Source organism: Noviherbaspirillum suwonense (genome assembly GCF_900182955.1).
Classification (GTDB): Bacteria; Pseudomonadota; Gammaproteobacteria; order Burkholderiales; family Burkholderiaceae_D; genus Noviherbaspirillum_A; species Noviherbaspirillum_A suwonense.
This window is the reverse complement of the sequence record NZ_FXUL01000006.1, coordinates 144,261-163,907: the sequence shown is the minus strand read 5'-3', so window position 1 is coordinate 163,907 and position 19,647 is coordinate 144,261. Positions and strand designations below refer to the sequence as shown.

Annotated in this window: 13 protein-coding genes and 1 tRNA gene; 9 read left to right on the top strand and 5 right to left on the bottom strand. The window is 61.0% G+C overall.

Annotated features, from left to right (window positions below; genetic code table 11):
* Positions 1–122: 122 nt before the first annotated feature.
* Positions 123–1,607: an NAD-dependent succinate-semialdehyde dehydrogenase gene (locus QOL82_RS10680; RefSeq protein ID WP_283442243.1), complete on the top strand. Its 1,485-nt coding sequence runs from the start codon at positions 123–125 to the stop codon at positions 1,605–1,607.
* An 8-nt stretch (positions 1,608–1,615) separates the two neighbouring features.
* Entirely contained in the window at positions 1,616–2,875 is a 1,260-nt protein-coding gene (locus QOL82_RS10675; RefSeq protein WP_283442242.1) for a multidrug effflux MFS transporter, read from the top strand.
* Between the two features lie 26 nt (positions 2,876–2,901).
* Here QOL82_RS10675 and QOL82_RS10670 read toward each other — a convergent pair whose 3' ends face one another.
* Positions 2,902–5,463: a chemotaxis protein CheW gene (locus tag QOL82_RS10670; RefSeq protein WP_283442241.1), complete on the bottom strand. Its 2,562-nt coding sequence runs from the start codon at positions 5,461–5,463 to the stop codon at positions 2,902–2,904.
* Positions 5,464–5,608: 145 nt separating this feature from the next.
* Positions 5,609–6,469 (bottom strand): ThiF family adenylyltransferase, encoded by an 861-nt coding sequence (locus QOL82_RS10665; RefSeq protein WP_283442240.1) that lies wholly within the window; start codon positions 6,467–6,469, stop codon positions 5,609–5,611.
* A 221-nt stretch (positions 6,470–6,690) separates the two neighbouring features.
* On the opposite strand from QOL82_RS10665, the gene QOL82_RS10660 reads away from it, so the two are divergent.
* Positions 6,691–7,368, top strand: a complete 678-nt coding sequence (locus QOL82_RS10660; protein ID WP_283442239.1) for a class I SAM-dependent methyltransferase — start codon at positions 6,691–6,693, stop codon at positions 7,366–7,368.
* On the opposite strand, the gene QOL82_RS10655 is transcribed toward QOL82_RS10660, so the two are convergent.
* Positions 7,369–8,136 carry an N-acyl amino acid synthase FeeM domain-containing protein gene (locus QOL82_RS10655; RefSeq protein WP_283442238.1) on the bottom strand — a complete coding sequence of 256 codons (768 nt, stop codon included), beginning with the start codon at positions 8,134–8,136 and terminating at the stop codon, positions 7,369–7,371.
* A gap of 44 nt (positions 8,137–8,180) precedes the next feature.
* Positions 8,181–9,059 (bottom strand): N-acyl amino acid synthase FeeM domain-containing protein, encoded by an 879-nt coding sequence (locus tag QOL82_RS10650; protein ID WP_283442237.1) that lies wholly within the window; start codon positions 9,057–9,059, stop codon positions 8,181–8,183.
* Between the two features lie 931 nt (positions 9,060–9,990).
* Here QOL82_RS10650 and pepA (QOL82_RS10645) point away from each other — a divergent pair.
* The 4 genes from pepA (QOL82_RS10645) (at position 9,991) to trmB (ending at position 13,008) form a co-directional block, all read left to right on the top strand.
* The gene (gene pepA / locus QOL82_RS10645) at positions 9,991–10,812 is read left to right on the top strand and encodes a flocculation-associated PEP-CTERM protein PepA (RefSeq protein WP_283442236.1); all 822 of its coding nucleotides are present in this window, start codon (positions 9,991–9,993) and stop codon (positions 10,810–10,812) included.
* 364 nt (positions 10,813–11,176) lie between these two features.
* A complete protein-coding gene (gene pepA / locus QOL82_RS10640; protein ID WP_283442235.1) occupies positions 11,177–11,989 on the top strand; it encodes a flocculation-associated PEP-CTERM protein PepA in 813 nt (270 codons plus the stop codon).
* Positions 11,990–12,149: 160 nt separating this feature from the next.
* A tRNA-Gly gene (locus QOL82_RS10635) sits at positions 12,150–12,223 on the top strand.
* 56 nt (positions 12,224–12,279) lie between these two features.
* Positions 12,280–13,008 carry a tRNA (guanosine(46)-N7)-methyltransferase TrmB gene (gene trmB, locus QOL82_RS10630; RefSeq protein ID WP_283442234.1) on the top strand — a complete coding sequence of 243 codons (729 nt, stop codon included), beginning with the start codon at positions 12,280–12,282 and terminating at the stop codon, positions 13,006–13,008.
* Here trmB and pncB read toward each other — a convergent pair.
* Entirely contained in the window at positions 13,005–14,195 is a 1,191-nt protein-coding gene (gene pncB / locus QOL82_RS10625; protein ID WP_283442233.1) for a nicotinate phosphoribosyltransferase, read from the bottom strand. The genes trmB and pncB overlap by 4 nt on opposite strands.
* Positions 14,196–14,450: 255 nt before the next feature.
* Here pncB and QOL82_RS10620 point away from each other — a divergent pair, with 255 nt between their 5' ends.
* On the top strand, positions 14,451–15,947 hold the full coding sequence (locus QOL82_RS10620) for an alpha/beta hydrolase family protein (protein WP_283442232.1): 1,497 nt from the start codon (positions 14,451–14,453) through the stop codon (positions 15,945–15,947).
* Between the two features lie 470 nt (positions 15,948–16,417).
* Complete coding sequence (gene rpoD, locus QOL82_RS10615) at positions 16,418–18,829, top strand: RNA polymerase sigma factor RpoD (protein WP_283442231.1); 2,412 nt, start codon at positions 16,418–16,420, stop codon at positions 18,827–18,829.
* Positions 18,830–19,647: the final 818 nt, after the last annotated feature.

The window sequence follows — 19,647 nt, the reverse complement described above, 5'->3', positions numbered from 1 at the left end:
GCAGACCTGCAACGTGGCCCCATTTACGCTATCCTTGTCGGCTTTTGCGTCAGGCCGATGGCCGCTCGAAACGCACTGTGCGACGCCTGTTCCAGGCCGCTTCGCCAACCCCGGAGAACACCATGCATCAAGCGGCAAAATCAATGCCCGAGCTGAACGATCCCGCGCTGCTGCGCAACCAGGCGTATGTCGACGGCGCATGGTGCGCGGCCGCGTCCGCCGCCACGTTCGAGGTGACCAACCCGGCCGACGGCGCCGTCATCGGCAGCGTGCCCGACATGGGCGCGGCCGATGCGCAGCGCGCGATCGACGCGGCGGCGGCGGCCTTCCCGGCATGGTCGGCCCGGACCGGCAAGGAGCGCGCGGCCATCCTGCGCAACTGGTTCAACCTGCTCGAGGCGCATGCCGCCGACCTGGCCACGCTGATGACGGCCGAACAGGGCAAGCCGCTGGCGGAAGCGCGGGGCGAAGTCGCCTATGGCGCCAGCTTCGTCGAATGGTTTGCCGAGGAAGCCAAGCGGGTCAGCGGCGACGTGCCCGGCTCGACCTGGAAGGACAAGCGCATGGTGGTGCTGAAGCAGCCCATCGGCGTCTGCGCATCGATCACGCCGTGGAATTTTCCGATAGCGATGATCACCCGCAAGGTGGCGCCGGCGATTGCGGCCGGCTGCACCATCGTCATCAAGCCGGCCGAGCAGACGCCGCTGTCGGCGCTGGCGCTGGCCGAACTGGCGCACCGCGCCGGCCTGCCGCCTGGCGTGATCAATATCGTCACCGCAAACGCGGCCGGCTCGGTCGAGGTCGGCCGCGTGCTGTGCGACAGCCCGGTCGTGCGCCACCTGTCGTTCACCGGCTCGACCCCGGTCGGCCGCATCCTGATGCAGCAATGCGCGCCGACCGTGAAGAAGCTGGCGCTGGAGCTGGGCGGCCACGCGCCCTTCATCGTCTTCGAGGATGCCGACCTCGATGCGGCGGTGGAAGGCGCGCTGGCGTCGAAATACCGCAATGCGGGCCAGACCTGCGTCTGCACCAACCGCTTCTACGTCCATGCGTCGCTGCATGACGCGTTCGTGCAGAAGCTGGCCGCGGGCGCTGCGCAGATCCGGGTCGGCAACGGCTTCGAAAGCGGCATCGGCATCGGGCCGCTGATCGACAGCCAGGCAGTGGACAAGGTGCAGGACCACGTGGCCGACGCGCTCGCGAAAGGCGCGACGCTCGAGGGCGGCGGCCGCGCGCATCCGATGGGCGGCCTGTTCTACGAGCCCACCGTGCTGTCCAACGTCAGCGCCGACATGAAGATCATGCGCGAGGAAACCTTCGGCCCGGTCGCGGCAGTGGTGAAGTTCACCAGCGAGGAAGAAGCGCTGGCCGCCGCCAATGACACCGACTTCGGCCTGGCTGCCTACTTCTATTCACGGGACATCGGCCGCGTCTGGCGCGTCGCCGAGAAACTGGAGTACGGCATGGTCGGCATCAACACCGGCATCATCTCCAACGAAGTCGCGCCCTTCGGCGGCGTCAAGCAGTCCGGCCTCGGCCGCGAGGGCTCCCGGTACGGCATGGACGAGTACCTGGAGATCAAGTACCTGTGCATCGGAGGCATCTGAGCCTGCCCATGAATCATCCTGAACAGCCAACCGGCCCCGGCCCGGCCACACACCGGCGCATCGTCGTCGGCTCGACCGGCCTGGCGCTGATGCTGGCCGCGCTGGCCATGCTGGGGCCGTTCGCGGTCGATACCTACCTGCCCGCCTTCCCGGCGATCCAGGCTTCCCTGAACGCCAGCCCGCTGCAGGTGCAGCAGACGCTCACGGCCTACATGCTGTCGTTCGGCATCATGACCCTGTGGCACGGCGCGCTGTCGGATGCCTACGGCCGCCGCAACATCATCCTGTTCGCGCTGGCCGCGTTCGGCATTGCGTCGCTGGCCTGCGCGTCGGTGCACAGCGTCGAATACCTGTGGATCTTCCGGATACTGCAGGGCGTCTCCGCCGGGGCTGGCGTGGTGATAGGCCGCGCCATCATCCGCGACCTGTACTCCGGCGCGCCGGCGGCGAAGCTGCTGTCGCTGGTGACCATGATCTTCTCGATCGCCCCGGCGATCGCGCCCATCATGGGCGGCTGGATCGTCAAGCTGCTCGACTGGCGCTCGATCTTCATCTTCCTGTTCTTCTACACCGCGCTGCTGCTGTGGTACTGCTACCGCAACCTGCCGGAAAGCCTGCCTCTGGAAAAGCGGCAGCCGTTCAACCCGCGCTATCTGTGGCACAGCTACCGCTCGGTGTTTCGCTCGCAACTGTTCCACCTGGAAGCGGGCACGGTGGCCTTCAACTTCGCCGGGCTGTTCCTGTATGTGTCCGCGGCCCCGATCTTCATCACGCAGCACCTGGGACTCGGCGCCGACCAGTTCGCCTGGCAGTTCGTGCCGTCGGTCGGCGGCATCTTCTTCGGCGCGCTGGCGGTGAACCGGCTGGCCGGACGCACGTCGATCCAGCAGCAGGCGCGTATCGGCTTCGGACTGCTGATCGGCGCATCCGCGTTCAACGTGGTCTATCACCTGTTCCTGCCGCCGATGGTGCCGTGGTCGGTCCTGCCGCTGTTTTTCTACACCTTCGGCATGTCCATGGTGGCGCCGGGCGCAACGCTGCTGGTGATGGACCTGTTCCCGGACATCCGCGGCATCGTCGCTTCCTGCCAGTCGTGCGCGATGACGGTGCTGGCCTCGGCCGTGTCGGGAATGCTGGCGCCGGTGCTGTGGGATTCGGTGCTCTACCTTGCCCTCGGCCAGCTGGCGCTGACCGGCATCGCCCTGGGCCTGTGGACACGCGCCGGCTATGTGCGGCGGCGCCTTGCGGAGGCCGAAGCGCGCGCCTGACGGCGCCGCGCCGCCGCAAGCCGGCCCTAGCCCGGCTGCCCCGTGTCCAGCATCCGGCGCAGGCTGTGGGCATCGACCAGCGGCACCAGCTGCGTCGCGGTACGGATCACCCGGCGCACCAGTCCATCCTCCCCGTCCCACGAAAGCGGCGCGGGGATGACATCGTCATCGGCGAATGCGGCGACGGTGTCGAGCGTCTCCACCAGCATGCCCAGCGACTGCTCGCCGTGGCGCACCACGATCACCTGGCCGCCTTCGGCGGCAGCCGGCGCCATTCCCAGCATTTGCGCGAGGTCGGCGACCCATATATAGCTGGCGATCTCGTCGCCGTTGCGCAGCGCCAGCATGCCGCGGTGTTCCGGCCGCGCGCCGGCGGAGACCGGGGCCACTGCGCTGCCCGGACAGGCTTCCCGCACCTGTTCCGCCGCGATCGCATGCAACTGCCCGCCCACCGTGAACGTCGCATACTTGCGCTGCCCGGCGCCGGGCACAGCCGCGCCTGTTGCGCTTGCCCGACTTGCGGCGATTGCGGCGCCTGATCCCAAAGATTCGTTCTGCGCCGTGCGCCGCAGCGGGCCGTGGCTGCGCAGCACCACCGCCAGCACATCGTCGCGGTAGCCGTCGGACGTCTTGAACTCGCGGTAGCCCCGGGCTGCGCAACAGCCCAGCATCGCCACTTCGCCAGCATGCGCCACCAGGCGCGCGCTGCTCTCGCCGCGCGCCAATGCCAGCAGCGCCGGGTCGATGTCAAGCGGCGCGCCGGCTGGCAGCGAGGCCGCGGTGCTTGCCAGCACCCGGCCTTCGCGGTCGACGAAACAGGCGACCCCGCCGGCCCGGCCCAGGCCGTCATCGAGCATGGCGCCCAGTTCGGCGGCGGCGTCGAACACCAGCCCGATGCCGCCGACCACCTTCGACGCATCCGACGGGTCGCGCACCGCCGCATGGTAGATCCATGCCGGCCGGCCGCGGTACAGCATGCTGGGCGCGAAAGGCGTCACGTGATAGTCCTGCGGCGTGCGCAGGCCCAGCACGCGCTGCAGCGTGCCATCGTCTATCGTCATCCCGGTCGACGCGTCGTCGCCGGCGTCGCGCACCGACTCGGCGAGTATGCGGCCGTCGGCGCCATAGACCACGATGCGGGAATACACGGTGTACAGGCCGTTGATATATGCCAGCATGCCCGCAACCGCGCCCAGCGCCGCCTCGCCGGGCCGGCCCTGCGCCAGCGTGGCGCGCAGCAGTGGCGACAATGCCCACCAGCGGCAGTCATTGGCCCGCTCGTACAGGTTGCGTTCGAGCAGGTCGGCCATCAGTTCGGCGGTGAACGCGGTCCTGTCCAGCCCGCTGCCGATGGCCGTGGCGGAAAGGTCGTTGCCGGCTTCCTCGAACAGCGCGTTGCTGCGCGCGCCGACGTCGCCGACCAGTTCGACGATGGCGTCCAGCCGGCCGCCGGGCTGCCCATGCCTCGAACCCATGACCTGGCCATTCCACACGGTACGTCGCACGGTGTCGGCAGCCAGCCTGATCGCATGCAGCGGCGGGCAGAACGACTGGCTGAGCCCGGCCAGGCTGCGCACCAGGTCCGGCGCCAGCGCGACGGCGGGCCGGCTGCCGCGCTCGTGGAAGGCGACGTCGAGCGGCATCATCACCTGCCCGCACCAGCCGCGCGGCCCCGCATAACCCTGGTAGCCGCGGGCCGCGACAGTGCGCACCAGGTGCAGACGGCCGCAGTACATCTGCAGGCGGGGCGTGTTTTCATGATTGACGGGCACCCGGGCGCCGGTTGCGATCCATGCTGGATCGGCGCTGGCGATGACGCGCTGTTCGCCATCCAGCAGCAGCATGTTGTAGCGCTCGTCCAGCGCGCGATGGGTGTCGAAGATGCCGGCCATCTCGCGCTCGAAATCGAAGCACAGGCACAGCACGCCGGCCACGGCGCCGGTCTGCGGATGCAGCATGCGCCGGCCATAGATCAGCGCCTGGCGCTTGTGCGGCTGCAGCGCGCTGTGCCGGAAAACCTCGACATGGGTGTCGGACTGCATCGCGTCGGCCAGCAGCGCATCGCCGACGAACGCCGGGCCATCGCCGCCCGACCCGGCAGGATCCAGCCGCAGCAGCACGCGGCCGTCGGCGCCGAGCAGCACGATGTCATCGTAGACCGTGTACTTGCTGCGGTAATCGTCCAGCCGCTGGCGTATCGCGCCCGCTTCGCCGTCGATGCCCGCCACGAAGGCGCACAAGGCGGCATCGGTGGCAAGGAAACCGACATCGGCGGTGCGTTCGTACAGGTTGCGCACGATGATGTCGATGACGTACTGGGCCTTGGTCGACAGCACGGCCAGCGCGGTCGACAGCTTTTCCGCGACCAGGCTTTTCACCAGGCTTTCTTCCAGCGCGCTGAAGCCCGAGCGGGCCGCGCCCAGCGTCGGCAGGATCAGCGCGGTGTCGTCGCTGCACTGCAGCCTGGAGGATGCTTCGATCATGCGCCAGGTGGCATTGAGGTCGACCAGCGCCCGTGCGCACTGGCCGACATCGGGCATGTATGACAGCAAGGTATTGAAATCGGCCATGTCGGCAGCGTTCTTCATGGATATCCTATCGCCTAATCGCGAAAAATATCCTCAAAGCAACCTTCACGCCAGCCACGTTGATTGTTTCCGCAGGTTTATGCACCAGGCCAGCCCATTTTCCCGGATGCGCTGTGCAAGAAGTGGCCGATGCCGGCCTGCACGGTCAGTCCTTGAACTGCGCCCGTATGATCTTGAGCAGCAGCTTCTGCGCCGGGTTGGCGTTGCCGCCCGGCCGCCAGGTGAAGCGCAGCTTCTGTTCATACGCATCGAACTGCATGCTCCAGGGCACTGGCCTGACCTTGCCGCGCCCGAGCAGTATCTTCAGCACCTGGGTGCCGGTAAAACCCGCGCACAGCTCGCAGGACATGATAGTGGACGGCCCGCGCTCCTCGGCGAAATTGACCGCCTCCGGCGCGACCAGGTAATGCCGGTGCAAGGCCTTGGGCGCGAGGCCGGCCATGAAGCGCAGCAGCTGTTCGCGCCGCGTCTGGCCTTCGAGCAGGAAGTAATCCTCGAAACTCATCTTGCCCGGCTTGAAGTACAGGAAGCCCACGCCCATGCCCAGCGGCGCCGCCGTCACTGCCGGGATGCCGCGCTTGTAGCACTCGGCAAACAGCATGCGCCGCGCCTCGACCGAGAAGTAGTCGATGCTGTCGACGTAGATATCGACGTCTTTCAGGAAGTCGTCGACATTCTCCGGCGTGACGCCTTCGGTGAAGAGGCGGATGTCCGCCTCGGGATTGATGTCCTTCGCCATCCTGGACAGCGTTTCGCTCTTGGGCTGGCCGATGGTGGACATCATCGCGCCGGCCTGGCGGTTGAAGTTATGGACTTCGAAGTGGTCGAAGTCCGAGATATTGAAGTTGCCCACGCCCAGCCGCGCCAGCGTCAGCAGATGTCCCCCACCGACGCCACCGAGGCCCGCGATCGCCGCGCGGGCACCGCGCAATCGTTGCTGCTCAGCAACAGTTACCCAGCCGATGTTGCGTGAAAAGGCCTGGGAATAATCGAAATCAGTTTGCATGGTCGATAGCAGCGGGGATGCAGATGACAGCCGCAGCAGCCTGAACACAACCCACGACCGCTGGTAACGGTGAAAGGAGGAAACTGTAACAGAAAAAAAGCGTCTATCAGACAAGCTCGGCCATATGCGCCCGTGGACCAATCTTGATTGTTGTCCAGGTTCAAACTATATTCGGACACCCGAAACGCCGGGCTTTTTGCCAACCTGTATTAGGAAAACATATGACCAAAGGTAAAACCCGCGACGAGATCGCAGAAGCCTATTCATCGGAGCCGTGGTGGTACGACATACGCGGCTTCTTCATACTGACTTTTGCGTATAACAGCACCATCAATACCCAGTTGCGGTTCTTTGGTCCCCATTTCGGTCCCAACCACCTCGAAGTCGCCTGTGGCACCGGCACCCTGCTCGAACTGGTCCTCCGCTGGCGCAAGTGGAAGAAAATGAAGCCGGTCAAGGTGACCGGCATCGACTACGCGCCGTCGATGCTGGCCGGCGCGAAGAAGCGTTTCGCCAACGACCCGCAGGTGCAGGTCCAGCATGCGGACGCCGCCAACCTGCCCTTTCCGGATGCGTCGTTCGACACCGCCAACATCGCCAACTCCATCCACTGCTTCCCGACGGTCGACGAGGCGCTGCGCGACATCAACCGTGTGCTGAAGCCCGGCGGCACGCTGGCGGCCAACGTGCTGCTGTACCCGGACGGCATAGCGCCGCTGCGCTGGGCTGCGCAGAACATCAATGACTGGGGAATCAAAAAAGGCATCCTGTATAGCCCGTTCGAGCAGCAGGACATACGCCAGCGCTTCCTGGCGGCTGGCTACGAGATCGCGCGCGAATTCAAGGCGGGCAATACCTGGAACGTCGTCGCGCGCAAGCCGGTGAAGAAAGAGGCGTAATCAGCCCAGCGATACGAGGCGGCCGTGAATACCGGCTTCCTCGCGCGGTGAAAAGAAATATGGATAGAGCGAGCGGGTCGTGTCGGGGTTGTCGCTGGTGCCGCCATACTTGCTGATCTGCTCTTCCACGTAGCCGATGTCGACCCAGAGCAGCACCGCGGGCGCATTGACCCGCGTGTTGGTCCGCGTCTCGCAGACCCGCTTGAAGCCGAGCATGGTTTCATAGAAACGCCGGTGGCGCGGGTTGACCTCGATGAAGACATCGGTGCAGCCGTGCATGCGACGGCCGTAGATGAACACGATGTGGAAGAGCGAGGCGAGCGCGAATTTGGAGCGGATGTCGGGATCGAAGGCCAGCTTCGTCAATTCGCAGACCCGGCCGCCCGCCTGGCGGCGGACATCGATCTTGTCCCTGAATATTTCGTCGGCCAGCAGGCCCTCTTCCGAGTCCATCCCCAGTGTGACGGTGCCGATAACGTTTTGCTGCTTGTCGGACGCGGTGAGCGTGATCCGGGCCGGGCTGGCCTTGACCTGGTGACCGCTGCCATAGCCGCGCCAGGCATACATCTTGTTGATCAGCATGCTGGAAGAATTGCGGCCGCGCTCCGTGTCCGCCAGGCGGATGCCGAAATTCTTTTGCTCGGTGATCAGGAAGTCGTCCGCGGTGTCCAGCGTCCCTGGGTCGTGGCCTACCGCATGTCCGTCGGCGATAAGGCCGAAGTCATTGGGAGCATCCAGCGCATTGTTTGGTCCGATCTCGCCGGACATCAGACTTTGGTCTCAATATATGATCGCCGGATATTCATTTTTCCCTAATGCGATGGTGTCAAACGCTCCACTGAAGTGGCGCCCCTGCTTGCCTGGTAAATCGCCGCCAGCGCGTTGACCGCGTTGGCGTTAGCCTGGTCCGCACGCAGCACGGCCAGTTGTTTGTCAATTGCAGCCTTGTTCTGCTTCTCGCTGATTGGGCAGAAGAAATAAGGATACAGGGACTTCTCTGCGCAGTCATGGGAACTCGTGCCGCCCATTTTCTGGATTTGCTCCTCAATATAGTCAGTCTCGGCGCAAAGCAGGTAAGCCGGCGCATTGACGCGCGGATTGATCTTCTTCGGGCCGTGCTTCTTGAAGCCCAGCATGCGTTCGTAGAACCGGCGGTGGCGCGGATTGACCTCGATAAAAATGTCGGTGCACTTCTGCACACGCCGCAGATAGATGAAGATTATATGAAAAAGTGACGCCAAGGCAATTTTTGATCGCGTCGTAGGATCAAACGCAAGCTTGGTCAGTTCGCATACCTTGCGGCCGCGCGCCCGGTAGGCATCCACTTCATCCTTGAAGATCTCGTCGGCGAGGATGCCGGACGGGGAATCGATTCCCAGCGTGATGGTCCCGATCACCAGGTCGTTTTCCGAAATGGTCATGGTCACGCGGTGCGGGTTCTCTTGCAGCGGGTTGTTCACCGTATAGCCGCGCGATGCATACATCCTGTGGATCAACGAACTTGCATGACTGCGTACGGTTTCCGTATTGGCAAGGCGGATCTGGAATGTTCTTTCATCAACTTCAAGCTCATGAGCCTCTGCATACCCCGACTGTCCATCGCGCAACTGTTTGATCTGCACGTCTTGCGCTACTTCCTGGCTATTCAGTTCGGTGTCCAGATGGTTCTTGCTCTCTTGATAGTCAAACACTGGTCAGGCTCCTAGTCACAATATTACAAATTAAAATAATCGTTGCCAAATAAAAAGTTACCTTGGGTGCAAGGTTTTGACTAAATGCAACACGCCAGATTAGAAGGGGGTGTTCGCAATAGGTTCGCCAAGTGCGAATTTAGGCGACGAACGGCACGTTTTTCTTGAAATCAACTAACTAAATGACAAGAAACGTCTATAAAAAAGAGCATTTAGACACTGTTGGCCAGATATGCCGATTTAGACGAAATGCAAAGTATTTTTGCATATCGTGTCACTGAGGAAATTATAAAAAAGGTAATTGTTGAAATTCTTGCCATTAAAAGATTGATCTATTATTAAGAAATTGAAAAGATATTCATTTAATTTTCTAACGACTACATTTCCAATTTGCAATTAGCGGCAGAAGATAAGCAGGTGATTGACCTGAGGTGCCACGCAACCTTCTAGTGACGAAGCATTTCCTCTATAAAAACAGGGTGCCAACATCCCGGAAGCAGCGCCGCCGGCTTTACTAACATGTGAAAAAATTTCATGTTTGATTTAAAACAATAAAATACCATTTCAAGAATTTTTCAGTGCGCGCGGCTTGATCTTCGTTTCTTATACGAAAAGTTTTCTTTAAATCAATGCCAAAGGGAATGTTTCCAATTTTGTCAAATTTTGTATTAATTACAAACAACATTTTATAAAGGAAATGTTTCCTGAGAGATCTGTCGATTATCTTTACAAGCCAAACTTTATATAAATACAATTAAATCGTAAGCCATTGATTTATAAATACTTAGCGTATCTGGCACGGTTACTGCTTATAGGTCCTCGTCGGACAACAGAATAATAGACTCAAATAAATACATTAACGCTTCGTGAGCTAATCCAATCAGGGGAGGCTCGGTAAGTGGAAAATATTCAACACTCTCGGAGAAATAGAATGACCAAAATGATTCGCAAGACCTTGCTGGCAGTTGCAGTCACCGCAGTTTGCGCCCTGGGCAGCAACGCAGCGATGGCGCAATCGACGATCTTCCCTGACTTCACGGTGCAGATCCCAGGCACGACCACGAACTTTACCGCTGACAAGATGACCGGTAACTATGTCGAGATCGCCAACTTCAATACAGACAACACGTTCAACGTTTCCCTGTACTGGAAAGCCGCAGCCTTCGTTGCAAACGACGGCACCTCGCAGCTCGACGCAGGCCTGACCCGTCTGGGCGTTGACTACGGCATTTATGCGCTGTACACCGCAAGCGGCACCGTTAGCCGCAACGGCAATGCCACCACGTTCAAATTCTCCGAAGGCACCGGCTCCCTGTCCGTCTTCAAAGATCCGAACCGCGACACCGTCTTTACCGCGCCTGAACTGACTGGCGACTTCACCAGCACCGGCACCACCGGCGACATCCTGCTGGCTAGCGGCAAGCCCCTGGCAGGTCAGGGCACCCTGGACCCAACGCTGCCAACCTGCGGCTCCGGTTCGGGCTCCGGCATCAACTGCGGCAGCTTCGGTTCGACGACTTCGTTCGATCTGACCGCTGATGGCAAAGGCTACTTCGTCGCACCTTCGCCTTTCTACCAACTGTCTTTCCAATCGGGCCAACTGAATAACTTCACGCCTACCGGCCGTCAAGTGATCAACGGTTCGCTGGACGTCGCTTTCGGCAACGTTCCTGAGCCAGCCAGCATCGCGCTGTTGGGTTTGGGCCTGGTCGGTCTGGGTCTGAGCCGTCGCCGTACTAGCAAGAAGGCCTAAGTTATGGCTTGATCGCCACTAACGCGATCGTTCTTGCTGTAGCAGCTGTAACGTCAAAAAAAATCCATGGTCTTTGGCCATGGATTTTTTCTTTTGAGGGAATAGGATGATGTCGCGAAGAACCGGCAACATGCATTTCCAACGGTCACTTGATTGCTCGAATGTAAATTAAAATTGTCAGTATTTTTTACAGTTTTTAGAAAAATGGTGTTGCAAAATCCATAGGTTATTGATTATTAAGTACTTTATTTACTGGCATGGGGATTGCTTTGGTATGTGAAAGCATTAAACAGATGCTATTCTGAAATGTAACCATATAGTTACAATCAGTAAATAATTTGAATCAGTATCATTCGGAGAAATCATGAAAACCACATTCAGCAAAACCCTGATGGCTTGCGCTATCACCGCAGCCTGCGCTTTTGCCTCCACCGCGGCGTCGGCGCAAAGCACGATCTTCAATGACTTCACGATCAATCCAGTTGGCGAAAATGCGAATTTCGTTGCCGACAAGATGACCGGCAACTATGTCGAGATCGCCACCTTCGGCGCGAACAACTCCTTTGACGTGTCGCTGTACTGGAAAGCAGCCGCCTTTGTTTCCAACGACGGCACGCAACAGATCGACGCAGGCCGCAGCGGACTCGGTTCTGACTATGGCATCTACGCCCTCTACAAGGCGAGCGGCACCTATACCCAAAGCGGCGGCGCCACGACCTTCAATTTCACCCCTGGCACAGGCTCTCTCGGTGTGTTCCTGGACCGGAATCGTGACACGGCATTCACCGCCGGCACGACGGGCGATTTCACTAACGTAGGCACTGGTGAGGACGTCAGCTTGGCGACCGGTATGCCGGTCTTCGGCCAGGGCACACTCGACCCTTCGCTCCCAACCTGCGGTACGGGCGCTGGCAGCGGCATCAACTGCGGTAATTTCGGCACCACCACAACGTTCGATCTGTCGACGGCAGGAAGCGGTTTCTTCGTGGCGCCTTCGCCTTTCTATCAACTGTCGTTCCAGTCGGGCCAACTGAATAACTTCAGTCCCACCGGCCGTCAGGTTCTCAACGGTTCGCTGGACGTGGCATTCAACAACGTCCCTGAGCCAACCAGCATTGCCCTGGTCGGCCTCGGCCTGCTGGGTCTCGGCCTGAGCCTGCGCCGCAAGCAGGCATAAGCCAAAATAGTTTCTCGGCAGAGATCTGTCGGAAAGCTTTACACCTGTGAAGGGCCATGACTGCATGCAGTCATGGCCCTTCTTACTGTTATGGGTGTTCTTCCGCTGGGAGTTCTTCGATTGCGCGCACGTTTCAATCCCGCGTAAAATGCGCTCTCCCGCGGGTGTAGTTCAATGGTAGAACGAAAGCTTCCCAAGCTCTAGACGAGGGTTCGATCCCCTTCACCCGCTCCATATTCCTGAAAGGCACCTGTCGGTGCCTTTTCATTTCCCAGCCAGCCATTTCTCGCATGTCCGAAAAACGCACCGCCGACGAAGCCGGCAAGAACCTTTTTTACGATCCGTCCGAGCGCCGCATCCGCAGTTTCGTGACCCGCGCCGGCCGCCTGTCGCCAGCCCAGGCGCGTGCGCTCGACACGCTGGGGCCGCAATTCTGCCTCCCCTACGAGAAAGCGCCGCTGGACTTCGATGCCGCTTTCGGGCGTACGGCGCCCACCATCCTGGAAATCGGCTACGGCATGGGCGGCACCACGGCGGCGATCGCGGCCGCAATGCCGGACAGCAACTTCCTGGGCGTGGAAGTCCATACGCCCGGCGTGGGCAGCCTGCTGAAGCTCATTGGTGAACAGGAACTGCGCAACCTGCGGCTGATCCAGCATGACGCGGTGGAAGTAGTCAATCACATGATCGCACCGCGCTCGCTGGCCGGCGTGCACGTGTTTTTCCCCGACCCGTGGCACAAGGCCCGCCATAACAAGCGGCGCCTGATCCAGCCGGCGTTCGTCGCATTGCTGGCGTCGCGGCTGGCGCCGGGCGGCTACCTGCATTGCGCGACCGACTGGGAAGACTATGCGACGCAGATGCTCGATGTGCTGGGCGCCGATCCCTCGCTGGAAAACACCGCCGCCGGCTATGCGCCACGGCCGTCCTACCGCCCGGTGACCAAGTTTGAAAACCGCGGCCTCAAGCTGGGCCACGGCGTCTGGGACCTGGTGTTCCGGCTGCGCGCCGACGCCTAGGCGGGATGGTTGAACACCTGGCGCAGGTAGGCCAGGAAGGTTTCATCGGTGCACATCGTGCCCTTGCCCGGCGAGTCGGACAATTTCGCCACCGGCTGGCCATTGCAGGACGTCAGCTTCATCACGATGTTGAGCGGCGCGATGCCGAGGTCGTTGGTGAGATTGGTGCCGATGCCGAAACCGGTCTGCGTGCGTCCGGCAAAATGCCGGTAGAGCCGGATCGCCGTCGGGATGTCCAGCCCGTCCGAGAACACCAGGCGCTTGGTATTGGCGTCGATCCGCAGCTTCGCATAATGCGCCAGCGCCTTCTCGCCCCAGACGATGGGGTCGCCGGAGTCGTGCCGGAGGCCGTCGAACAGCTTGGCGAAGTAGAGATCGAAGTCGTTGAGGAAGGCATCCATGCCGACGACGTCGGTCAGCGCGGTGCCGAGGTCGCCGCGATATTCCTGCACCCAGTCCTCGAGCGCCGACTTCTGGAAGTCGCGCAGCCGCACGCCGAATGACTGGTAGGACTGCAGGTATTCATGGGCCATGGTGCCGATCGGCACCAGGTTGTGCTTCATCGCCAGGTAGACATTGGACGTGCCCTTGAAGTACATCGGCACTTCGCGTCCCAGCGTCGCCAGCACCTCGTCATGCCATTCGCCTGAAAAACGGCGGCGCGTGCCGAAGTCGAAAAACGAGAAACTGTGCTTTTCCGGCAGTTCCTTGCTGAACCGGCGCAGCAGCTCGATCTTGTCGGCCAGCCGTCGGCGGCCTTCCTTGATGGCCGGCTCCTTCGGAAAGCGCCTGAAGTAAAGCTCGTTGACTATATAGAGCACGAAAATCTCGAATCCCATCACATGCACCTGCGGACCAACCGCGCGTATCCGCAGGTTGTCGCCTTCCGTCGTCACGGTAATGAATTTCCGCTGGAAGCGGAACACCGTCAGGAAATCGACGAAATCGCTCTTGATGAAGCGCAGGCGGCGCAGGAAGGCCAGTTCCTCGTCGAGGAAATGCAGGCTGCATAGATGGTCGAGCTCCCGGTCGATTTCCTCCTTGAGCTCTGCCAGCGGGAAGGCAGGCGTATTGCGCAGCGCGAACGTGTATTCGGTCTGGGCGCCCGGATGGCTGTGCAATAGCGCCTGCCACATGGTGAACTTGTAGAGATCGGTCTCGAGCAGGCTGCGTACTACTGCTGTCATTGCGTTTCCTCGGCTTTCGTTAAGCGGCTTGCAAAAGAGGCATATTAAAGGATGCGGCGAAAGTGCATCGTACTCTGGCGCGCATTAGGTCCAGGCACACCTCCTGTGCCTCCTTCGCCACAACCCGTTTGATGGACATGGATTTATCTGCGTCACCCTTATTTACTTTCATGTAACTTCCTATCTACAATAAAGTGCACATACGGAACCGTGTTCCGCACTGCAAAACTAATATAAAACTTCGGAGACTTGTTCATGACCCAGCAACGGCAATCCCGTTTCAATTCCCGCTATGCATTCACCCCTCTCCTTGCCGTTCTCGCCCTTTCGGCATGCGGCGGCAGCGACAACGATAACAACAGTTCATCAGTAGCTGCTGCTGTCGAAGTCGCCCGTCCACAGGACTCACGCACCTTCACCCCGGTAGTTCCGACATTGAATGCGCTTGCGAACGCGGCAGGCACGCCGGCAGCCCCGGAAACCGATCGCTGGGTTGGCGTCAACAAAGGAGCTTCCTACTCGATCGAAGTGCCGAAGAACTGGAACGGCATGCTCGTGATGTATGCCCATGGCTATGCCGGCACCGGTCCCAACCTGGTTGCCCAGACTCCCGCAATCCGCCGCCACCTGATCACCCAGGGCTATGCCTGGGCCGCGTCGAGCTACAGCAGGAATTACTACGACGTGCGCGCCGGGGTCGAGGACACCAATGCGCTGGCGCTGGCTTTCAACGACATTGCCAAGGCCAACGGCAGGACACTGGCGGCGCCAAGCAAGACTTACATCATCGGCGTGTCGATGGGCGGCCATATTTCAGCCGCCGCGGTCGACGAGGAAAATATCCGCACGGCCAACAACAAGATCCGCTACAACGGCGCCGTGCCGATGTGCGGCGTGCTGGGCGACACCGAGCTGTTCGACTATTTCACCGCCTACCAGCTCGCAGCACAGAAGGAAGCCGGCATCCCGGCTACCAGCTGGCCGGTTACGAACTGGACCGATATCCAGCCGCAGGTCATCAGCAAGCTGTTCTCCAGCTTCCCGATAGCTCCCACGCCGGCCGCAGCCGCGGTGCCGACCGCGCAAGGCCAGCAACTGAAGACGATCGTGCAAAACCTGACGGGCGGCGCCCGGCCGCTGTTCGATGTCGGTTATGCGGGTCCGCTGCAAAACACCGTGTGGGGCACCTTCGGCAGCGATGGCACCATCACGGGCATCCTGAACGAGCGCGTCGTCTCGACGGTAAACACGGTCTACCAGCTCGATAACAACCCGGCAGTCAGCGCCGCAGAGCAGTCATACACCAACTCGACTCTCAAGGTCACGCCGGTCGCCGACGCCAACCGCCTGCGCACCGACGGCTTGCGCTGGGTGCCCAAGACCAATGCGATCATCAGCGTGCCTGTCGTGACGATCCACACCCTGGGCGACATGTACGTGCCGTTCAGCATGGAACAGATTTACAAGCGTCGGGCGGACCAACAGGGTACGTCCAACTTGCTGGTGCAGCGTGCGATCCGCGGCGTGAGCCATTGCGACTTCACGTTCAACGAGCAGGCAGCGGCATTCGACGCGATGGTGAACTGGGAACAGAAAGGCATCAAACCTGCAGGCGACGACGTCCTGACGCCGGCAACCGTGGCCGATCCGAAGTACGGCTGCAAGTTCAGCGACAACAATTTCACCCAGGATGACAGTACTGCGCTCCAAAACGTCCGTAAGAACACCGCAATCATCCCTTCCTGCAGCTAGGGCCCGGTGCTTGCTATTCATGAATCGGATGTCTGATATCTGAACGGGCAATTGGCTTTATTTTCCATTAGCCAACATAATCCGCCTGTCTCCTCTATCTCCTCATGGGAATAGATTCAAGCCCGCCTTAACAGCGGGCTTTTTTTAATTCCGGTACGCTGATGCCGCATCGAGCGCCGCGCAAGGTGCGGATGTAAGATGACTGGTGGAATTGAAAGCCGACGGATGTTGTCAGCCAACCACAAAATGATGCTGAGGCATATCACGAGCAGCCCCTGAATCTGACGTCATTTGCTGACGCAGCATGCATGACGGTCTATCATGCGGGTCGACTACGGAACCTGCAGGTTGAATTCCGACCTAACGACCTTACCTTCTATCCTTACCGCCATGCCTGCGACGCCGGTGGCCCAGACCGGGCTTCCGGCATTCCATAAAGCGCAAGCCTTGTCCGACCTGATATCGACGCAATGAAAAATACCGCTAAAACACTGACCCTGTCCGCAAAACCCGTGAAGCCGGCCGCCAATGCCAAGGCACAACCGAAAGCCACGCTGGTCGAACCGCTCGATCCGGCCCAGGCCGCAGCACCGGTCACGGTGGTCAGAAAGCGTACGCGTGTCGTTGCGAAGCCGGGCGAGGTGGAAGCGCCGCAAGCCGAGGCTGCCGAACAGGCCGCCAGCCAGCCGCGTGCAGCCGCGGTCAAGAAAGTCGTCGTCAAGCCGCAGGCGCAGCCTGTCGCCGAAGTGCGCGCCACGGCTCCGGCAGTCAGCCAGACGACCGACGCCGCCGCGCTGGCCGCGATCGACACGTCAGGCTACGTCCTGCCGTCGGTCAAGGTGCCGGGCAGGCGCGGCCGCAAGCCGTCCGAATTCACGCCCGAGAACGACGAAGTGGCGGCGCTCAATGCCGTCGAGCGCGCCGAGCTGAAGGCGGCCAGCAAGGCCAAGGACCGCAAGAAGGCCGGCAAGGAGCCGGTCGAAGGCGCGACCGAAGAGGAAATCCAGCATCGCCTGCAGCAGATCCGCACGCTGATCAACCTGGGCAAGGAGCGCGGTTTCCTGACCTATGCGGAGATCAATGACCACCTGCCCACCAATGTCGGCGACACCGAAGCGATCGAAAGCATGATCGGCACGTTCAACGACATGGGCATTGCGATCTACGAGCGCGCGCCCGACGCCGAAACGCTGCTGCTGTCGGACAACGTGGCTACTGTCGCCAGCGATGACGAAGCCGAGGCTGCCGCGGCCACCGCGCTGTCCACCGTCGATTCCGACTTTGGCCGCACCACCGACCCGGTGCGGATGTACATGCGTGAAATGGGCGCGGTGCCGCTGCTCACGCGCGACGGCGAGATCGAGATCGCCAAGCGCATTGAAGGCGGCCTGCGGGACATGATCCAGGCGATCTCGGCCTGCCCGACCACCATTGCCGAAATCCTGGCTGCCGCCGAGCGCCTGGAAAAGGACGAGATCAAGGTCGACGACATCGTCGACGACCTGGTCGACCTGTCCAGCGGCGACGATGCGGCGCAGACTGCCAGCGCGGCCAGCGACGACGAGGACGATGAAGAAGACGAGGATGCGCTGGAAGACGAGGAAGAGGAAACCGAAGCCGCGACCACCAGCGTCGGCGGCGCGTCCACCTTCTCCGGCGAACAGCTGACCCAGCTGCGCAAGAGCGTGCTGGAAAAGTTCGCAACCATCCGCACCCAGTTCGACAAGCTCAACCGCGCCGCCGCCAAGGAAGGCTACGGCTCGCCGGCGTATGCGAAGGCGCAGGACATCATCTCGCACGAACTGCTGGGCATGCGCTTCACCGCCAAGACCGTCGAGGCGCTGTGCGACACGCTGCGCTCGCAGGTCGATGAAGTGCGCCATATCGAAAAGCAGATCCTGGCCCTGGCCGTGGACCGCTGCAACATGCCGCGCCTGCATTTCATCAAGGTCTTCCCGGGCAACGAGACCAATCTCGACTGGGTCGATGGCGAAGTCAATGGCGGCCATGCGTACAGCGTGGTGCTGGCGCGTAACGTCCCGGCCATCAAGGAACTGCAGACCAAGCTGGTCGCGCTGCAGGAACGGGTCGCGCTGCCGCTGCCGGAACTGCGCCGCATCAACAAGCAGATGGCGGCCGGCGAAATGCGCACCCGCCAGGCCAAGCGCGAGATGACCGTGGCCAACCTGCGCCTGGTGATCTCGATTGCGAAGAAGTACGTGAACCGCGGCCTGCAGTTCCTGGACCTGATCCAGGAAGGCAATATCGGTTTGCTCAAGGCAGTGGACAAGTTTGAATACCGCCGCGGCTTCAAGTTCTCGACCTATGCGACCTGGTGGATCCGCCAGGCCATCACCCGCGCCATCGCCGACCAGGCAAGGACGATCCGGGTGCCGGTGCACATGATCGAGACCATCAACAAGATGAACCGCATCTCGCGCCAGATCATGCAGGAAACCGGCAGCGAGCCGGACCTGGCGACGCTGGCCGAGAAGATGGAAATGCCCGAGCACAAGATCCGCGAAGTGATGAAGATCGCCAAGGAGCCGATCTCGATGGAAACCCCGATGGGCGAGGATGGCGACACCCAGCTCGGCGACTTCATCGAGGATAACAACACGCTGGCCCCGATCGACGCGGCGCTGCATGCGTCGATGCGCAATGCGGTCAAGGAAGTTCTGGACTCGCTGACGCCGCGGGAAGCCAAGGTGCTGCGCATGCGTTATGGCGTGGAGATGTCGACCGACTACACGCTGGAAGAAGTCGGCAAGCAGTTCGACGTGACCCGCGAGCGCATCCGCCAGATCGAGGCGAAGGCGATGAACAAGCTGCGGCACCCGTCGCGGTCCGACACGTTGAAGACCTTCCTGGAAAATATCTGATCGAAGCAAAGCCGGCGCAAGCCGGCTTTTTTCATTGCGCGGCGCGGGTGATGCTTCGCGAGCCGCACTGCCTGGACGTCTCGCCCAGGCAGCAAAGGAACAAGTCGTTTAGGCGCATGGCAGCGCTTTGGCCGGCTTGCGCCGATACGGACCTCGGCAGACGCCTGCGCCCCCTCCGGTTTGACAGCTTCGCGGACATCCAATTCGATCGCGCCCTGGTCGTGTTCGGGCGCCGCAAGATTTCCCAGTTCACCATCGCGCCGGATAAGCCAGGGCGCGGTCGCGACGATGCCGACCGCCGGATCCCCGGCTTCGAGCCGCTGCAGCGTGGGCACGGACACCCCCATGCGCCCCGCCCAGGTCCTCAATGATTCCCCCGCGGCGCAGGCGGGCAACTGCCAGGTCCGCGCCCAGTTTTTCGATGGCGGCGGCGATCGCCGGAGGCAATTGCAAGAGTGCATGGGCGGTCTTCGGCATATATATAGAACAATACAAATTCTGATCCTCTGTACATATCTATATTCATAGAACGGTTTCCCGGCCGTTTATGAGCGTATTCGATTGCCTGATTGCATACGGCTTGAAAGCATTTGAACTTTATCTTTTCCGCTTCCCCAACGCGCCACGACGTTTTCTCGCCGCCGTCCGGGATGATCGATGCCAACCGACCTTGCCTGGGCGCGCAGCTGCCCGGCGGCGCCCAAGCGCTTCGGCATTGCTGCCCCATAGGACTGCGAAGGCTTGTCGGCGCCTGGTCTTTCTTACAAGGACCGTGACTCAGCAATGCGTTCATGTCGCCATGCTTTGACTATCCACTT